The following is an 18,228-nucleotide window of genomic DNA, read 5'->3' as shown; positions in this document are numbered from 1 at the left end:
ATACATCGGAGGAATACATGCAAGTCATTTTACCAGACGAACAAGTTCAACAAATTCAGCACTTACTCGCTGAACTAATCGAAAAAGAAATTAAAAAGAAGCTGCACCATAGTAACCTTGAAAGCCCTTTTTTAAACAAACAGCAGGCTTGCCACTACTTGAGTATATCAAACAATACTCTAGATAGTTGGATCAAGAAAGGACTGCCTACAATAAAAATAGGCAAGACTATACGATTTAATAAAGAAGCCATTAATTCATGGCTTTACTCACAAAACTAGAAATATCTATATTTTTGTTTTATAATAGTCATGATATTTTCTGGTTCGATACACAAGGAGGGTATCATGCCTATCAGTAAGACAAAGAACGGTACTTTTCGTTTAAAAATCTATATCCCAATAGAAGCACGAATGCCACTTGGAATTGTCAATAGCAACTATTACGATAAGCGATTTAAAACTAGAAAGGAGGCAAGGCAAGCTGAGATAGACTTGCTTACCAAGTTAAATCAAATAGAAGATAATGAATTTACAGGACTTGCAAAAGGAGATATTCTTTTCTCAGACTTCTATAACAATATCTGGTGGGACTCTTATAAAGCAGGTCAAACTACATCTACTTCTAAACCACCAAGCAGGTCAACAATTGCTAATACCAAAACCTGTTTTGAAAAACATATACTGCCACTTCTTGGAAACTATACGATACAGTTTTTAAACCAAAATAAGCAAGTTATCCTAAATCTAATGACATCTAAGGCTAATGAATATGCAAACTTCAAATCTTTACGTAGTTATGTAATTTCCATTTTTGACTGGGCCGAAGAACTTGAGTATATAGAAGCTAATAAAGTTGCAAAAATATTAAGAAGAATAAAAGCCACTAAAAAGATTCAGCTTGCAGAGTCAAAGAGAGAGGAAGATTTATATCTAACTCATGAACAACTCCAAGAATGGTTCTCAGCATTTCAAGAAGATTTAGACAATGATAAAATAACCCTTAAAGATTATGTCCTATTTTATCTTACTTTTTTCTTAGGCGATAGAAAATCTGAAACCTATGCTCTTCAATGGAAACATATCGACTTTTCAAAATCACAGATTCAGCTAATTCAAGCTTTAGATAGATATGGACAAGTAAAATCTACTAAGGGAAATAAGAAAACTATTTTCTCTATTTCTAATGACTTACTTCAGCTTCTTACATCTTGGAAAGAACAACAAAGATATGAACTAGCAAAGTTTGGTATCATCAGTAATCCAGAACAATTTGTTTTTACATATATCGACACAAAAGGAAACATCAACAAGCCTTTACATGCTGACTATCTAAACAATAAAATGAAAAGCATTAGAAAGCGACATAAAGAGCTGGCACATGCTACACCTCATAAACTGCGACATACAGGAGCAACGCTTGCTAAACAAGCAGGAATGAGCTTAGAAGCTATTTCTGAAGCTCTAACACACAGTGACACAGGAACAACACAGATTTATGTCAATACTTCTAATGTAGTTCCTATGGCAGTTGGTGAATTTGCTTTAAAGTCTCTAAAACAATAAGGTAAAAATAAGGTAAACTTTGAGGTAAACTTTTCAAAAAAAAACGAAAAAAGCACCCATAAGGTAAACTTTTGAGTGCTTTGAAACGTTGATATAATCGGATTGATTAACGTTTACTAAATTGTGATGCTTTACGAGCTTTCTTAAGACCTGGTTTCTTACGTTCAACTTTACGTGAGTCACGTGTAAGAAGTCCTGCGCGTTTCAATGAATCGCGGAAATCTGGGTCTACTTGAAGAAGGGCACGAGCGATACCGTGACGGATAGCTCCTGATTGACCAGCGTATCCACCACCTACAACGTTAACGAAAACGTCGTATGAACCTACAGTTGAAGTAACTGCAAATGGTTGGTTGATTACAAGACGAAGGTCAGCGTGTGGGATGTACTCTTCAACATCTTTTTTGTTAACAGTGATTTTACCAGTTCCTGGAACAAGGCGAACGCGTGCAACAGCGTTTTTACGACGTCCAGTACCTACATATTGTGCTTGTGACATACTTTATTGTTCCTTTCCTTAGATAAGTCCTGAAATATCAAGAACTTCTGGTTGTTGTGCAGCGTGAGTGTGCTCAGCTCCAACAAATACTTTCAACTTCATACCTTGAGCGCGTCCAAGAGTATTGTGTGGAAGCATACCTTTAACTGATTTCTCGATCAAACGTACTGCATTTTTAGAACGAAGTTCACCTGCAGAGATTTGTTTCAATCCACCTGGGTGGTTTGAGTGAGTGTAGTAGATTTTATCAGTTGCTTTTTTACCAGTCAATTTAACTTTTTCAGCATTGATAACAATCACAAAGTCACCTGTATCAGTGTGTGGTGTAAATGTTGGTTTGTTTTTTCCGCGAAGTACGCTAGCAACTACTGCAGAAAGACGTCCAAGTGGTACATCAGTTGCGTCAACTACGTACCATTTACGTTCAACTTGGCCTGGTTTAGCCATAAATGTTGTTTTGTTCATGATTTCTCCTATATATAGTTCGATTTTTGTTTACGATGATGGGTGTTCCTTCCCATCGAAAAGTATTTGGAAGGTTCCGGGGCCTTTCAAATGGGGTAAACAATACCGCCTACTATAATACCAAATTTCACCCCTAAAAGTCAATAGATATGAAAAATATTTTTCTGAATTCCACTCTTTTTATCTCTAAAAAACCTCGCTTTCGCGAGGCTCTTCTATTTATAAGATAAGGCACGTTTAAAGGTTTTCCAAGGGCCTAAATCATCCGTTTGAAGGACTAGGCTGGCATACATGCGTCCGATAAATCCTGTTGCTACCACTGCAAAAATCACTGTAATAGCAAGTGAAATCCATGCTTCTACTCCCCCTGCATAGCCATTAATGGTTCTAAATGGCATAAAGAAGGTCGAAATAAAGGGAATATAAGAACCAATCTTCAAGATGAGATTGTCACCAGCTGCACCTAGAGCTGTCACTCCAAAAAAACCACCTATAATCAAAATCATCAAAGGCGACAAGGCTTTTCCTGAGTCCTCAGGACGAGAAACCATAGAACCTAGGAAGGCTGCTAAAACAACGTACATAAAGAGGCTAACCAAGACAAACAATAAGGTGTTGAGCGAGAAAGCCTCTCCTATATGGTTTAAAATACCAGATTGTGCCAAGATTGGTAGGTCTTTAAAGAGAAGAATGGCAGCAAGTCCACCCACGACGTAAATGCCAATATGGGTCAAAATCACAAGAAGCAGAGCTAGCATGCGAGCGTAGAAATAATGACTAGCTCGGATACTAGAGAAGACCACCTCCATAATTTTGGTTCCTTTCTCGCTAGCCACTTCCTGAGCAGTGACACTAGCATAGGTAATCAAAATCATATAAAGGAATAAACCAAGCCCTGCGGCCGCAAAGGTTTGAATCATTTTTTTATTTTCCTTGGATTCATCAATTTTCTCCGTAAAGTTAACTGTTTGCTCCAAGCGTTTTTCCTGCTCTTGTGACAAATTAGCTGCCGAACGATTGAGTTGACCTTGAAGATTATTTAACTTACTCGTTACTCCTAGCTTAATAGCAATCTCAAGGGAAGTTTCACCGTGATAAACTGCCTTCAAGACACTATCCTCTTGGTCAATGGTCAGATAGCCTTTTAATTTTTCATCCTTGATAGCAGCTTGAGCACTTGCTTCATCCTGATAATCAAAATTGAGACCATTGGTAGATTTAAGACCTTCTGTCACAGCTGGAACAGTGCTGACTACTGCTATCTTGCCACTCTGAGCCATAGAAGAGCCTTGAAGATAGCCAATTCCCCCAGAGAGACCGATAAACAAGAATGGTGAAATCACCATAAAGAAGAAACTCCACGACTTGATGTGTCGAAGATAGGTTTCTTTCATTACAACCCACATATTTCTCATACTTCCACCCCTGATTCTAGTTTAAAGATTTCATCGATTGTTGGCGCTTGCTGGTCAAAGGTTGCGATATATTGCCCTTGAGTCAAGATTGGGAAGAGTTCTCTTCCAGCACTCTCATCATCTAAGATTAATTTCCAACTGCCTTGTTTGGTCAAGCTCACCTGCTTGACATGAGGAAGACTTTCCAATTCTTCCTTGCTTCGTTCACTTGAAACAAAGAGACGCGTTTTCCCGTATTGATTGCGGACATCCTGAACTGGTCCATGCAAGACCACACGACCATCTCGAATCATGAGAATATCGTCACAAAGTTCCTCGACGTTAGTCATGACATGGTCAGAAAAGATAATAGTTGCCCCACGTTCTTTTTCTTGAAAAATGACTTGCTTGAGCAATTCTGTATTGACTGGGTCCAATCCACTGAAAGGCTCATCCAAAATAATCAAGTCTGGCTCATGAATCAGAGTAATGATGAGCTGAATCTTCTGCTGATTTCCTTTTGACAGGCTCTTAATTTTATCAGTCAGCTTTCCTTTCACTTCCAACCTCTTCATCCATTGAGGGAGTTTTTCCTTGATCTCCTTGGCATCCATACCTTTTAGAGTCGCCAAATAGCGAACTTGTTCAAGGACTGTCAATTTAGGCATGAGACTGCGTTCTTCAGGCAGATAGCCAATCCGAGCATAGGTCTCCTGACGAATATCCTGCCCATCCAGACTAATTTCTCCTTGGTATTCTAAAAACTTCAAAATACTGTGGAAAATCGTTGTTTTCCCAGCACCATTTTTTCCGACTAGTCCCAAAATACGACCTGGTCGCGCTTGAAAGTCAATACCAAACAAAACTTGCTTGGGTCCAAAACTTTTCTCTAGACTTCTTACTTCTAGCATCTTTCACCTCCGAAATGTCTTGCACTCATTATACTCCTTTTTGATAGCCTTTACAATGGTTTATGTCCATTTTTATCATCCTCATTTTAGTAAAAAATCTTAGGGTACTTTGAGTTATGAGTACATTATACACTGGTAAACTCCAATTTATCTTCTCTGTTCCTCAACTGTCCATTTTTAATCCTGAATTGTTATTTGAAAAGCAAAAATCCACCCCAAAGGATGGATTGATGATTTAACGCACTTCTGCATTCACTTTTTCTTCGAGAGAAGCTTGGATTTTTTCCATGTAGCGTGCGACTTCTTCGTCCGTTAAGCTATCTTCTGGATTTTGGAAAGTCAAGCTATAAGCCATTGACTTCATACCAAGTCCCAATTTTTCGCCTGAGAAAACGTCAAAGAGTTTGATATCTGTCAAACGTTTCACGCCTGTAGCTTGGATGGCGTCCACAACTTCTTGGTGAGTCACTTCTGCCTTGAGGAGAAGGGCAACGTCACGGCTGACTGCTGGGAATTTAGTAATTTCTACAAATGGAGTAGCAGGTTGAAGGGCTACTTCGATGGCTGAAAGGTTGAGCTCAGCTACATAAGTTTCTGGAATATCGTAAGCCTTGGCAGTGACTGGATGCACTTGACCAAGGAAACCAAGAACTTGATCACCGAGTGAAATCATAGCTGTACGACCTGGGTGGAGGCTTTCAATTTCAGCTGTAGCTGTATAGATCACTTCTAGTCCCAAACGAGCAAAGAGGGCTTCAAGGATTCCTTTAGCATAGAAGAAATCAACTGGAACTGCTGCTGTTTGGAAGTCTTTTTCAGCAACCAAGCCTGTCAAGGCAAAGGCAAAACTGTTGATCTCATTTGGAAGTTCTTCTTTTGGATTACCTGTTTGTTCAAAGACTTTTCCAATCTCGTAAAGGGCCAAGTTTTTGTTCTTACGAGCTACGTTATAAGCCACCGTATCAAGGATACCTGAAACCATATTTTGACGGAGGACAGAACGGTCCACTGTCATTGGCCACATGAGTTCAGTAAGGTTACTTGGTTGAGCCGTAAACTCAACTGCTTTTTCAGGAGTTGTTAGAGCATAGGTGATGATTTCTGTCAAACCTGCTCCTTCAGCAATGGTACGAACTTGACGGCGAAGTTTTTGTGTCGCAGTCAATTCACCAGCTGTACCGTCATCTTTTGGAAGACTGGTTGGCAAGCGGTCATATCCATAGATACGAGCAATTTCTTCAAAGAGGTCCGCTTCGATGGTGATATCCCAACGGCGACGTGGGACGCTGACTGTAAAGCTATCTGCATTTCCAGAAAGACCAAAGCCAAGACGACGGAAGACGTCTTCTACATCCGCGTAAGAAAGTTCTGTACCAAGGACACGGTTAACATCAGCAAGAGTTGAAGAAACTTCCACATCAGAGGTATCAAGTTCACCCGCTGAAACGATGCCTTTACGCACCGTCGCACCGGCAAGTTCGGCAATCATACTAGCTGCCGCATCAAGTGCTTCATTGACTGTTGCCACATTGATTCCTTTTTCAAAGCGAGAAGATGACTCAGAACGAAGGTTAAGACGACCGCTGGTTTTACGGATTGATTTTCCGTTGAAGACTGCAGCTTCAAGGACGACACAACTAGATTTCTCAGAAATTTCTGTTGCTTGACCGCCCATGACACCTGCAAGGGCTACTGGCTTGTCTGCGACAGTGATAACTAAGTCATTCACGTCCAAGTCACGTTCTTCACCATCTAAAGTCACCAATTTTTCACCAGCACGCGCTTCACGCACACGGATGTCATTTCCTTCAAAGGTATCCAAGTCAAAGGCATGCATAGGTTGACCAAAGTAGAGCAAGATGTAGTTTGTCACGTCTACAACGTTATTGATGGGACGGATGCCTTCGTTCATGAGAAGGTTTTGCAACCATTGTGGACTTGGTGCAATAGTCACATTGTCTAAGATGCGGGCCGCATAGTAAGGTGCCTTGTCTGTTTCAATGCCCACAGAAAGGGCATCTGCCGCAGCTTGGTTAGTTTCTGTTAGAGTAAATTCTTTAAAGTTGACTGCCTTGTCATAGATGGCTGCCACTTCGTGAGCCACCCCACGCATAGAAAGGGCATCCGCACGGTTTGGAGTGATGGAAAGTTCGATGATTTCATCATCCAAGTCTAGATATGAGAAGACTTCCTCACCTGGAACGGCATTTTCTGGCAAAATTTGAACGCCATCTGCGAATTCCTTAGGCACAACTGAGTCAGAAATTCCCAATTCGCCAAGCGAACAGATCATCCCAAGTGACTCTAAGCCACGGATTTTTCCTTTTTTGATTTTATAGTTGTCAGCGATGCGAGCTCCTGGAAGAGCCACCATAACCTTGATACCAGCACGCACATTTGGGGCACCACAGACGATTTGACGGGTTGCTTCTTCGCCAACGTTAACCTGACAAACATGGAGGTGAGTTTCTGGCACATCTTCGCAAGACAAGACCTCACCGACGACAATTTTTGAGAGACCGGCAGCAGGTGTTTCCACACCTTCTACCTCGATCCCTGTAGTTGACATTTTTTCAGCCAACTCTTGTGATGGCACATCAATGTCCACCAATTCTTTTAACCATTTATAAGATACAAGCATAATTCTGATTGTAAGATCCCACCAAGTAAGACCTTTTCAATTCCTTTCTTTTTCTTCGAGTCAGCCCTTACCATTTACCTGACTAGGACTGTATTACATGTTTCAATCTTATTTAAACTGTTCTGAGAAGCGGACATCTCCTTGGTAGAATCCACGGATATCGTTGATTCCGTAACGGAGCATAGCTACACGCTCTTGTCCAAGACCAAAGGCAAATCCAGAGTAAACAGTCGCATCGATACCACTCATTTCAAGGACACGTGGGTGAACCATACCGGCACCCATAATTTCGATCCAACCTGTTTTCTTACATACGTTACAGCCTTCTCCACCACACTTGAAGCAAGAAACATCCACCTCAACAGATGGCTCTGTGAATGGGAAGTAAGATGGACGCAGACGGATCTGACGCTCTTCACCGAACATTTTTTGCACAATCAACTGAAGGGTTCCTTGAAGATCAGCCATAGAGATATTTTTCCCAACAACCAAGCCTTCAATTTGGTGGAACTGGTGACTGTGGGTCGCATCGTCTGTGTCACGACGGAACACACGCCCTGGTGAGATCATTTTCAAAGGACCTTTAGAGAAATCATGGGCATCCATAGCACGCGCCTGAACTGGAGACGTGTGAGTACGTAGCAAGATTTCTTCTGTGATATAGAATGTGTCCTGCATATCACGAGCTGGGTGGTCTTTTGGAAGGTTCATACGTTCAAAGTTATAGTAGTCTTGCTCCACTTCAAAACCATCCACGACTTGGTAACCCATCCCAATGAAAATATCTTCGATTTCTTCACTGGTTTGTGTCAAAACGTGACGGTGACCAGTAGCAACTGGGCGACCTGGAAGCGTCACATCGATACTCTCGCTAGCCAGTTGAGCTGCGACTTTCTTTTCTTCCAAGAGCTTAGCTGTTTCTTCAAAGGCTGCTGTCAAGACATCACGAGCTTCATTGACGTGTTTCCCAATGATTGGACGCATCTCAGCAGAAACATCTTTCATCCCTTTGAGGATTTCAGTGAGCGAACCCTTTTTACCAAGGACAGAGACACGCAAATCTTGCATCTCTTTTTTATTTTCAGCAGTAATCTGCTTCAAGCTAGCCAGCGTTTCTTCACGAAGCGCTTTTAATTGTTCTTCAATAGTTGACATAATTCCTCCATCAGTCGCTTATCAGATAAAAAGAAAACCACATGCCAAAAACTCCACTCGGAGCGTTGACACGCGGTACCATCCGTTTTCATCTGACAAGTCAGACCTTCATTTCTAAATCCATGCGCAAGTGAATTCACCCAGCTTTCATATAAAGAGCTTGCAGTCACGGCTCTCCTCCCTGATATACTTCCCTTGAGTTACTAGTCTTGCAGATTTCTATTCAATTACTACATAGTTTATCAGATTTTGAGTTAAAAAACAAGTTAGATTAGACTAATTTCAATACAAAACTCGTTCCTTTTTCTGTTGCTCCATTTTCCACAAATCCAAGCGACTTGAAACAGCGCCTAGATACATGATTGTAAGTGTAGATTTCCTTGACTCTCAATTCTTTCCATCCTTTTATTCGAGCCAATTCAATCAAAGTACTTAGGATCTTTTTTCCAAGTCCTCGATGTTGGTAAGCGGGATTTCCAATCACAATGGGGAGATTGTCCTGAGATAGTGTAACATCCCCAATTGGAAACCATTCACCCTTCTCCTTGACTTCAATCCAAAAAAGCTCACCATGCTGATCCAAATAGGAATACATGGCTTCCAAAGTTTCTTGACTATAAGGAAGCTTCACCCCATCTACGAGGTGAACCAAGTTCACATCCTGATACCAAGCAAGAGCTTCTTCACAATGATTGACCTTATAATAAGGAACAAGACGCAGTGAATTATCTATTTGTAGGGTCTGTTTCATCTGCTTTCCTTTTCAACAAAAGAGTTGCTGCTTGATTAAAACCATCACACCAGTTATACCATTTTGCTTCATACTCATCTTGAGCTAAGATATGATTTTTTAAATCCAGAACAGAGTAAATTTTTCTTTCTTCGCAGGCTTGCGCATAGAGATGATATAGTTCATCACCACCATCTCTATCCCACTCAGCAGAAATCGTATCCCGACCTGCCAATAAAGCCTGATAAGCCCTGTGATGCCCATCTGTAATCAACAAGCAATCTCCAAAGGCAAGAATACTGATTGGATCGACTTGGATTGTTTCTGCCGACTGGTAAAGCATCTGAATATCTTGCAACTTCTTTTCTGATAAGTATAGTTGAGTCGGATGAAGATCTGCTATATTGACTTTCATTTCTTTCTCCTCAAGGGAATTTGATACTCACTTCTGCTTGCCTTTAAATCGCCATTGGAAGCGTAGCTTGTCATAGAAGGGAAACTCGATAAACAAGACTCCCAAGCCCACACAGAGACTGGCAAGAACGTCTGATGGATAATGAACTCCCAGATAGACCCTTGATACCAACACACTGACTAGGTAGAGGCCAAGGACGATTTGTACGATTTTTCTCCAGACTGGGTCTTTCATCCGTTGACTGAGAATGACAATCAGAGTGCCTACCATCAAGGTTACAGCCAGAGAATGGCCACTTGGGAAAGAAAATCCCTTCTCCTCAACCAAGTGTAAAATAGCTGGTCGCGGGCGCTGGTAGATATTTTTAAAGGTCACGATTAAAAGTCCTGCCAAAGCCAGATTTCCCAGCATGAAGAAACTTTCTATCTTCCACCGATTACGATAAAAGACAAAAGCTGTAATGACAACCCAAGTGATAATCACTGGAATATCAATCAAGCGTGTGATGGCGCGGAAAAGAATAGTCAAATAATCTGGTAAGTCTCCTCGAACGGCAGTCTGTATCGGTTGGTCAAAACCGACCAGCGTTTCAGGGTAAAATTTGACCATGTAGCCAAGAATAACGAAAAGTAAAAGGGCAAAACTGCCCTTCATTAAAAATGTTTGTTTATCTCTCATAATGTTTTAAGGTTGGTTTCAAAAGGACGTACAACAACCAGAATGAAACGGAAAAGATTACACCCTCAATCAAGTTAAAAGGTAATACCATGGTCATTAGGTAGTTGGAAAGTCCCAAAATTTTTCCAATATCAAAGTTAGCAAACTTAGCGTACAAAGGAACAGCGTAAACATAGTTGAGAACCAACATAGCCACGGTTAAACCAATAGTCCCAGCTAGAGAGCCTAGTAGGAAACGAAGGGTTGTCCGTTCCTTTTTCCAAATCAAAGCAAATACGATGACAAAAACTCCCAAAGCTACGATATTCATCGGCAAACCAATGTAAGTATTCACTCCTTGACTATTAAGAAGCAATTTCAAGAGTGAGCGAAGCAAGAGAATTCCTAGAGCAGCAGGCAAATCCATGACCACCAGACCCACAAGGACTGGCAAGATACTAAATTCGATCTTGAGGAAGGACGCCGCTGGTAAAAGCGGAAAGTCAAAGTACATCAGCACAAATGAGATGGCTGATAAAATTGCAATGGTCGAAAGTCGACGTGTGTTTGTCATAACAGGTTCCTCCAATTTTCTATAAAATCAGAAGAAGTTAGAAAGGATTCCTCTATCTATTCTCACTTTTTATATCCCAAAAGTTCCCTCTCACTCTATCAAAGAAAATAAAAGCAAGCGGTTACAATCTAGCTATAAATCTATCAGAACAGACAAAGCTATTCTTTCGTCTTCTCCCATCCAGACTATACTGTCGGTTGTGGAATCTCACCACATCAGCTTGCGCTCGCGGACTTCTTTAAAGAGAAGGAAATAGAGATTTTTCTTTTAGACTAGGCGACAAGCTGTAGGCATAACTTCTGGTTAGGCAAAGCTTGTCAACAAAGTATAAAAGGAAAAGATCATTTCCTAGTTAAAGTCACCGCCGGTCGGGAATCACACCCTGCCCTGAAGACTCTTTTATCATAACAAAAAACGCTTGCAAGCGCAAGCATTTTGTTCATTTTCATTTTCATTTTTTATTTCAATTTATCCACTTCATAGGTATGAACAAGCTCAAGACCTGCAAAGTTCTGCTGGCGAAGAGCCTCATAGACAATCATACAGACGGTATTAGACACATTGAGACTGCGAACATGTTCATCATTCATAGGAATACGGAGAGCCTTCTCAGGATGTTCTCGCATAAAGTCCTCAGGTAAACCCTTGTCTTCGCGTCCAAAGAGAAAATAATGGTCTTCGTTAGTCGATAAATCCACATCAGAATACACTTTCTCAGCGAATTTCGAAATCAGATAGAGTTTTCCCTTCATCTGAGACATGAAATCTTCTAAACTGTCGTAAAAATAAATCTCTAGCTTATCCCAATAATCCAACCCAGCTCGCTTCATCTTGCGGTCATCGATAGGAAAGCCCATGGGCTTGATGATGTGGAGGAAAGAATTAGTCGCAGCGCAAGTACGCGCGATATTGCCTGTATTTTGTGGAATTTGTGGTTCAAATAATACAATGTGATTTGTCATGACTTGCTTCCTTTTACCATTGCAAAAAAATAGCCACACTGCCCGGAGTCAAGCTCAGCAAACAGCGTGGTTAAGGCATCGTTAACTTACCTCACAACAGGTTTGAAGTAAATCAGCGAAACTACTTTCTTAGTATAACACTTTCAGAATCATTGTCAATAGAAACGACTTGATTTTTTCAATTTTTTCAAGCTATTTCTTGGGGTTTCTAGGAGAAAATTCTTAAATATCTGCAAAAATTGCTTACTCTTTTATACCTATCTGTGGACTGGGAATGATGATATTATGACCTCGTTATTTCAAATACTGCTGTATGAAGCCACTCATTATGAATTTGTAAGTCATTTTCTATAACCCTACTAAAGATGAAGCCATTTTTTAAAAGCACTCTCTGAGAGGCCAGATTGTCCGTTGCCGTCCCTGCGATAATCCTATGTAAACCATAAATAGTAAAGGCCTTTTCTAAAACGAATTTAACCGCTTCGCTGGCATAACCTAAATTGCTAACATTTTCCCCAATCCTATACCCAAGCTCTGCTGTTTTTCGATTATTCTCTAAAACACTTAAATTAATTCTTCCAACCATAACGCCTTGCGAATCTCTGATAAGATACATGTAGACATCCCGATTCGTTTGTTCCGTTAACAATTCCCTCGTAATTTCTTTAAAACCTTCTAAATCAAAATAGTTAGCTGGTCTAGGAGATAAATTTCGTTCAAAATACTCTTGATTCTCTTTTTCAAAAAAATAGACGTCTAAACTATTTTCTTCAGACAACAGCTCTAAACTTATCATTGTAAATCATCTCCCGTCATTATATACATTCAAATTTTCTCATGTTTACACAAAGTGAAATTAACACGATTTAAATTAAGTACTTTTACTATTTTATATCGTCTCCACATTATGACACTGAACTTAGTTGAAAATGATTATATTTGAATAACTTTGATTTTGTAGTGTAAATTCTACTATAAAGTAGACAAACTAATTCATATTTTGTCAAAAAGTTTCAAGCATACAATTATTAACTTTATTTCTCATACAATCTATCAATAAAAAGTTATAGAATAATTTCTCTTTACTTATCTAATAAAAACTTTGACAATACTATTTCCAAGGGTTGTAAAATCGTCCCTGATTCTGCAAGATAAGTAGTAAACTAGTTACTAAAAACAAGGCTGCCAAGAGCAAGGTAAGATAGTCTCCTTTTCTCAAGGCTTGATAACTATACCAAGTGCGTTTTTTCTCTTTCCCAAAGCGCCGAAGCTCCATAGCTGTAGCTATAGTATCAATGCGTTCTAGCGAGCTAAAAATCAAGGGCGTAATAATGCGCAGATTGCCTTTGATTCGTTGCATGAGAGAAGCTTTCTTAGATAATTCCATCCCACGCGCCTCCTGAGACATCTTGATAGTAAAGAATTCTTCCTGCAAATCTGGAATATAGCGCAAGGTCAGGCTGACAGAATAGGCAATCTTATAAGGCACACCGATTTGATTTAAACTGGAAGCAAACTGACTAGGATGGGTTGTCATCAAAAAGATAATAGCCAGAGGAATGGTGCAAAGATACTTAATGGCCAGATTTAGCAGATAAAAGAGCTCTTGGCTGGTCAGAGTGTAGGCACCGATTCCCTGCCAAATCACACTTCTCTCTCCGTAAAGTCCCACCCCATACTCGGGAGAAAAGAGATAAACCATCAAGACGTTTAAAACGGCAAATACCGTCGCAAAAACGGCTACAAAGGAAACATCTTTAAAACGGATTTCTGACAAATAGAGGAGAAAGACCGAAAAGATAGCAATCAGAACAAGCAGTCTGGTATCATAGCTAATCATGGCCGCCAATGATACCAGAATGAAAAAGAGGAGTTTCCCAGCTCCTGACAAGCGATGAATCACAGTATCTCTATACTGGTAACCGATTAATTTTGCTTGCATCCTTCTCTCCTTTCTTTGTAAAATGCCGTTAAAGCAAGTGGATCCACGTCTAGTTTCTTGGCCAAATTAAAGATTGAAGTTTCTTTTAGGTTGGCTTTTACTAACAGCTCAGGATTGCTCAACAGACTAGCTGGATCAGTATCAGCAATCAATTCCCCATCCACTATGACAAGGGCTCGGTCTGAATAATCCAGCATCAATTGCATATCATGGGTAATCATGACAATGGTATGACCTTTTTGATGCAACTCTTCGAGAAATTCCATAATCTCAGTATAGTTCTTCTGGTCTTGACCTGCAGTTGGTTCATCTAAGAGGATAATTTCAGCCCCCAAGACCAAAATCGATGCAATAGTCACACGTTTTTTCTGACCAAATGACAGGGCAGAAATGGGCCAATTACGGAATTCATAGAGACCACAGATTTTCAAGGTTTCATAGACTCTCGTTTCAATTTCCTGCTCATCCACACCTCGCAAACGAAGTCCCAAAGCCACCTCATCAAAGATCATGTTGGTTGAAATCATTTGATTAGGATTTTGCAGCACATAGCCTACTCGTTCCGCCCGCTCTGCAACTGAATCTCCTTTGATATCCTGCCCTTCCCACAGATAGCGACCTTCCGTCTGGATAAAGCTACTTATGGCCTTGGCTAGGGTTGATTTCCCTGCTCCATTTTTCCCGACAATGGCAATCTTTTCGCCCTTTTTAATATCCAGATAAATGGATTTTAAAATCGGTCTATCATCATAAGAAAAAGACAGTTCCTCTAATTTAAAGAGTGACTGCAATTCTGGAGTTTCTTTTACCAGTTCATTCTGCAACTGAACCTGACCTTTTGAGATAGACAAGTTATCCAGATCTGCTAATTGTTCTTCCTTGACTAAATCCACACCCAATTGACGGAGAGTGGTTAGATAAAGGGGTTCCCGGATTCCATTTTGTGTCAATAAATCAGTCGCCAGTAACTGATCAGGGTCACCATTAAAGAGGATACGACCATCGTTTATCAAGACAATCCGATCAACAGGGCGATGCAGAACATCCTCCAAACGGTGCTCAATAATAAGGGTCGTCGTCCCCTCCTCCTTATGAATCTGATCAATCAATTCGATAATATCCTGACCTGACTTGGGATCCAGATTGGCGAGTGGCTCATCAAACAAGAGAATCGGACTTTCATCAATCAAAACACCAGCCAGACTAACCCGTTGCTTTTGTCCACCTGACAAATCCTGAGGACGCTGATTCAGTAAAGAAATAAGGTCCAACTTTTCTGCCCATTTATGAACACGATTTTTCATCTCATCTAGAGCTGTCACATCATTTTCCAGAGCAAAAGCCAAATCTTCTGCCACGGACAGACCGATAAACTGCCCATCTGTATCCTGCAAAACTGTACTGACCAGATGAGATTTATCATAGATGCTCATATCAAAGGCTGCTTGTCCTTTGATCAAAAATTCTCCAGATGTCTGACCCTTGTAAATATTTGGAATAATCCCATTCAAACACTGACCCAAGGTAGACTTGCCTGACCCAGATGGCCCAACAATTAAAACTTTCTCTCCCTTATAAATAGTTAAGTCCACTCCTTGCAAGGTCGGTTCTTGTTGCGTTTCATACTGGAAAGAGAAATCCTTCCACTCAATTATAGCTTCTTTCATCTTACTCTCTTCATTCGCTTCTTAGACTTCTATTTTATCATAAATCGAACCCTTCTTGCAGTCTCTTCTCTTAAAAACTTAGCGCCAACAAGATTCCTAGCCTAAATTGCTTACCCGACTAGCCTATAAACAGCAAAAAGACTGGTTGCCCAGCCTTTTCCTTTATGTTAATCCTTTTTCAAACTTCCTGAACGAGTCTGCGTACGTGAATAAGCTAGCAAGAGAAGAGTACCTGCGATAGCTACAGTTACAGCATTAGCAATTCCCGCAACAATCCCTTGGGCAAATACTTTTTCTGCTGCTTCTTGATAAATCACAACATCTCCAAGTGGTGCCAAGACACCCCAAACAAGAGCATTTGCAACAATCTGAATGAGGTTAAAGAAGACAATATCCTTCAACTCAAAAACACCCTGTGTTACTCGAATGTATTTTCTAAAGAGTCCGACGACTAGACCAAAGAGACCACTAGCAATAATCCAAGTCCACCACAGACCGTAGCCAGCAAGAGAGTCCTTCACTGCATGCCCAATTAAACCAACAAGTAGTCCCACTAGAGGGCCAAAAATGATAGATAAGAGGCTCTGTACCGCATACTGAAGCTGGATGCTTGTATTTGGAACGGGTGTCGGAATGCTGATCATCCCGATGACAACAAAGAGCGCAGCTCCAACACCGATAGCAACAACTTGTTTAATTGATTGATTTTTCATCTATATTCTCCTATTTTATGATTCTATTTTCTTTATTTCAATGGTCCAAGATGAACCGACACCCACATTATAGGCCTTGGCAAAGGAACCTTGGTTGATAGCCAGACCTAAACGATAGAGAGAGTTGATGTAAAGGATTGGTTGCCCAATTCTCACATCTGCAAATGATTTGCCATAAACAACCTGATTTTGATAGACCAGCATATCAGCGTGATAGAGGTCCAAAACGAACATCCAGAATATCAATAGCTCCCTTCAAAAATATTATAAGGTGTGATATCGTGCGTCAAATGATGAATTTTTAAGGTTTGAGACTCTTCTAAAGCTACTCCAATCATAGCCGATACCGCACCATCAACCAGACCAAAATCTGATTGTAATACCAGTAAATTATTATTCATTTTGTCTCCCTGTATGTCCTTTATCATACCATATTTTCTAGAAAGTCGCTAATAGCTATTTCAATTGGTTAGTCTATAGTTTTACCTTATAGCAAAATTTCACTAAAAGCTCTTGTTATTAGCTAGTAGGTGCATTTTTTCTTGAAAAAAGGTATGATAGTTACATAATGAAGAAGTAGGTTTTATTATGAAAATTATCCTTGTCGGAGGGGGAAAAGTTGGTTCTGCCCTCTGTCGCTCCTTGGTTGCAGAAAAGCACGATGTTTTGCTGATTGAACAAAACGAAGCCGTCCTTAATCATATTGTCAGTCGCTTTGATATCATGGGTATCCTTGGTAACGGGGCTGATTTTACCATCCTTGAGCAAGCCAGTGTCCAAGATTGTGATATCTTTATCGCCCTGACTGAGTACGATGAAGTGAACATGATTGCAGCCGTTCTAGCTAAGAAAATGGGGGCTAAAGAAACCATCGTTCGAGTGCGAAATCCTGAATACTCTAACTCTTATTTCAAAGAAAAGAATATTCTCGGCTTTTCTCTTATCGTTAACCCTGAGCTCTTGGCTGCCCGCGCTATCGCCAACATCATTGACTTTCCCAACGCTCTATCTGTCGAACGCTTTGCTGGTGGACGCGTTAGCCTCATGGAATTTGTCGTCAAATCCACTAGCGGTCTTTGCCAAATGCCCATTTCTGATTTTCGGAAAAAATTTGGCAACGTCATTGTCTGCGCCATAGAGAGGGATCATCAAATTATCATCCCAAGTGGTGATATGACCATACATGATAAAGATAGAATCTTTGTCACTGGTAACCGTGTTGATATGATGCTCTTCCATAATTATTTCAAATCTCGTGCCGTGAAGAGCCTTCTCATCGTTGGAGCAGGTAGAATTGCCTATTATCTACTAGGTATTCTCAAAGACAGTCGTATCGATACCAAAGTCATCGAGATTAACCCTGAACGGGCACGTTTCTTTAGTGAGAAATTCCCAAATCTCTACATCGTTCAAGGAGATGGTACCGCAAAAGATATCCTGCTAGAAGAAAGTGCCCAAAACTATGATGCAGTAGCAACCCTAACAGGAGTTGACGAAGAGAATATTATTACTTCTATGTTCCTGGATAGTGTCGGGGTGCAAAAAAATATTAGCAAGGTTAACAGAACTAGTCTCCTTGAAATTATTCATGCGCCTGATTTCTCAAGCATTATCACTCCGAAAATCATCGCTGTAGATACAATCATGCACTTTATTCGTGGCCGTGTTAATGCCCAGTATTCAGACCTTCAAGCCATGCACCATCTAGCAAATGGCCAAATCGAAACCCTACAATTCCATATCAAGGAAGCCAATAAAATGACTGCCAAACCTCTTTCTCAACTGAAATTGAAAAAAGGGGTTCTTATTGCAGCTATCATTCGAAAGGGCAAGACTATTTTCCCTACTGGGGAGGATACGCTTGAAGTCGGAGACAAGCTCCTAGTAACAACCCTGTTGCCAAACATCACCAAGATTTATGATTTAATCGTGAGGTAA

Annotated in this window: 19 protein-coding genes, 1 pseudogene and 1 riboswitch; of the genes and pseudogenes, 4 read left to right on the top strand and 16 right to left on the bottom strand. The window is 40.4% G+C overall.

The genetic code is table 11. The annotated features are described in order from the left end of the window. The first annotated feature begins 17 nt into the window (after nucleotides 1-17). Nucleotides 18-281 (top strand): helix-turn-helix domain-containing protein, encoded by a 264-nt coding sequence (locus FBF73_RS02875; RefSeq protein ID WP_136936919.1) that lies wholly within the window; start codon nucleotides 18-20, stop codon nucleotides 279-281. Between the two features lie 66 nt (nucleotides 282-347). Continuing rightward, a complete protein-coding gene (locus FBF73_RS09975) occupies nucleotides 348-1,565 on the top strand; it encodes a site-specific integrase (protein WP_169435164.1) in 1,218 nt (405 codons plus the stop codon). Nucleotides 1,566-1,671: 106 nt separating this feature from the next. On the opposite strand, the gene rpsI is transcribed toward FBF73_RS09975, so the two are convergent. The 4 genes from rpsI to FBF73_RS02850 form a co-directional block, all read right to left on the bottom strand. Then, entirely contained in the window at nucleotides 1,672-2,064 is a 393-nt protein-coding gene (gene rpsI / locus FBF73_RS02865; RefSeq protein WP_049512020.1) for a 30S ribosomal protein S9, read from the bottom strand. An 18-nt stretch (nucleotides 2,065-2,082) separates the two neighbouring features. Further along, nucleotides 2,083-2,529: a 50S ribosomal protein L13 gene (gene rplM / locus FBF73_RS02860; RefSeq protein ID WP_001044624.1), complete on the bottom strand. Its 447-nt coding sequence runs from the start codon at nucleotides 2,527-2,529 to the stop codon at nucleotides 2,083-2,085. Between the two features lie 215 nt (nucleotides 2,530-2,744). Then, nucleotides 2,745-3,944, bottom strand: coding sequence for an ABC transporter permease (locus FBF73_RS02855; protein WP_136936918.1), 1,200 nt, complete (start codon nucleotides 3,942-3,944; stop codon nucleotides 2,745-2,747). Next, the gene (locus tag FBF73_RS02850; protein ID WP_124788135.1) at nucleotides 3,941-4,834 is read right to left on the bottom strand and encodes an ABC transporter ATP-binding protein; all 894 of its coding nucleotides are present in this window, start codon (nucleotides 4,832-4,834) and stop codon (nucleotides 3,941-3,943) included. Before FBF73_RS02850 ends, FBF73_RS02855 begins: the two co-directional genes overlap by 4 nt. Nucleotides 4,835-4,950: 116 nt before the next feature. Between FBF73_RS02850 and FBF73_RS10205 the strand changes: the two genes are divergently transcribed. Beyond that, nucleotides 4,951-5,073, top strand: a complete 123-nt coding sequence (locus FBF73_RS10205) for a hypothetical protein (RefSeq protein WP_276605822.1) — start codon at nucleotides 4,951-4,953, stop codon at nucleotides 5,071-5,073. On the opposite strand, the gene pheT is transcribed toward FBF73_RS10205, so the two are convergent. The 12 genes and pseudogenes from pheT to FBF73_RS02790 form a co-directional block, all read right to left on the bottom strand. Further along, nucleotides 5,070-7,475, bottom strand: a complete 2,406-nt coding sequence (pheT, locus tag FBF73_RS02845) for a phenylalanine--tRNA ligase subunit beta (protein WP_136936917.1) — start codon at nucleotides 7,473-7,475, stop codon at nucleotides 5,070-5,072. The genes FBF73_RS10205 and pheT overlap by 4 nt on opposite strands. A gap of 108 nt (nucleotides 7,476-7,583) precedes the next feature. Continuing rightward, nucleotides 7,584-8,630: a phenylalanine--tRNA ligase subunit alpha gene (gene pheS / locus FBF73_RS02840; RefSeq protein WP_031237702.1), complete on the bottom strand. Its 1,047-nt coding sequence runs from the start codon at nucleotides 8,628-8,630 to the stop codon at nucleotides 7,584-7,586. A 271-nt stretch (nucleotides 8,631-8,901) separates the two neighbouring features. Continuing rightward, nucleotides 8,902-9,351, bottom strand: coding sequence for a GNAT family N-acetyltransferase (locus tag FBF73_RS02835; RefSeq protein WP_025171197.1), 450 nt, complete (start codon nucleotides 9,349-9,351; stop codon nucleotides 8,902-8,904). A 4-nt stretch (nucleotides 9,352-9,355) separates the two neighbouring features. Next, the gene (locus tag FBF73_RS02830; RefSeq protein ID WP_000867293.1) at nucleotides 9,356-9,775 is read right to left on the bottom strand and encodes a hypothetical protein; all 420 of its coding nucleotides are present in this window, start codon (nucleotides 9,773-9,775) and stop codon (nucleotides 9,356-9,358) included. A 27-nt stretch (nucleotides 9,776-9,802) separates the two neighbouring features. Then, nucleotides 9,803-10,453: a phosphatase PAP2 family protein gene (locus FBF73_RS02825; RefSeq protein ID WP_136936916.1), complete on the bottom strand. Its 651-nt coding sequence runs from the start codon at nucleotides 10,451-10,453 to the stop codon at nucleotides 9,803-9,805. Next, complete coding sequence (locus FBF73_RS02820) at nucleotides 10,443-11,006, bottom strand: ECF transporter S component (RefSeq protein WP_000185823.1); 564 nt, start codon at nucleotides 11,004-11,006, stop codon at nucleotides 10,443-10,445. The genes FBF73_RS02825 and FBF73_RS02820 overlap by 11 nt, the downstream gene beginning before the upstream one ends. 164 nt (nucleotides 11,007-11,170) lie before the next feature. Then, nucleotides 11,171-11,405: riboswitch (FMN riboswitch) on the bottom strand. Nucleotides 11,406-11,464: 59 nt separating this feature from the next. Beyond that, complete coding sequence (locus tag FBF73_RS02815) at nucleotides 11,465-11,968, bottom strand: tRNA (cytidine(34)-2'-O)-methyltransferase (RefSeq protein ID WP_125392910.1); 504 nt, start codon at nucleotides 11,966-11,968, stop codon at nucleotides 11,465-11,467. A gap of 283 nt (nucleotides 11,969-12,251) precedes the next feature. Then, nucleotides 12,252-12,764, bottom strand: a complete 513-nt coding sequence (locus FBF73_RS02810; RefSeq protein ID WP_136936915.1) for a GNAT family N-acetyltransferase — start codon at nucleotides 12,762-12,764, stop codon at nucleotides 12,252-12,254. 315 nt (nucleotides 12,765-13,079) lie between these two features. Then, nucleotides 13,080-13,910, bottom strand: coding sequence for an energy-coupling factor transporter transmembrane component T family protein (locus tag FBF73_RS02805; protein WP_136936914.1), 831 nt, complete (start codon nucleotides 13,908-13,910; stop codon nucleotides 13,080-13,082). Continuing rightward, a complete protein-coding gene (locus FBF73_RS02800; protein ID WP_136936913.1) occupies nucleotides 13,895-15,577 on the bottom strand; it encodes an ABC transporter ATP-binding protein in 1,683 nt (560 codons plus the stop codon). Before FBF73_RS02800 ends, FBF73_RS02805 begins: the two co-directional genes overlap by 16 nt. Nucleotides 15,578-15,744: 167 nt before the next feature. Continuing rightward, on the bottom strand, nucleotides 15,745-16,290 hold the full coding sequence (locus FBF73_RS02795) for an ECF-type riboflavin transporter substrate-binding protein (RefSeq protein WP_000795929.1): 546 nt from the start codon (nucleotides 16,288-16,290) through the stop codon (nucleotides 15,745-15,747). Nucleotides 16,291-16,305: 15 nt separating this feature from the next. Further along, nucleotides 16,306-16,691 (bottom strand): annotated as a pseudogene (locus tag FBF73_RS02790) (SAM-dependent chlorinase/fluorinase). 187 nt (nucleotides 16,692-16,878) lie between these two features. On the opposite strand from FBF73_RS02790, the gene trkA reads away from it, so the two are divergent. Then, the gene (gene trkA / locus FBF73_RS02785) at nucleotides 16,879-18,228 is read left to right on the top strand and encodes a Trk system potassium transporter TrkA (RefSeq protein WP_136936912.1); all 1,350 of its coding nucleotides are present in this window, start codon (nucleotides 16,879-16,881) and stop codon (nucleotides 18,226-18,228) included.

The organism is Streptococcus mitis, assembly GCF_005144795.1.
Lineage (GTDB): Bacteria > Bacillota > Bacilli > Lactobacillales > Streptococcaceae > Streptococcus > Streptococcus mitis_BB.
Note: the sequence above shows the minus strand (reverse complement) of the source record. Positions and strands in the feature narration are given on the sequence as shown.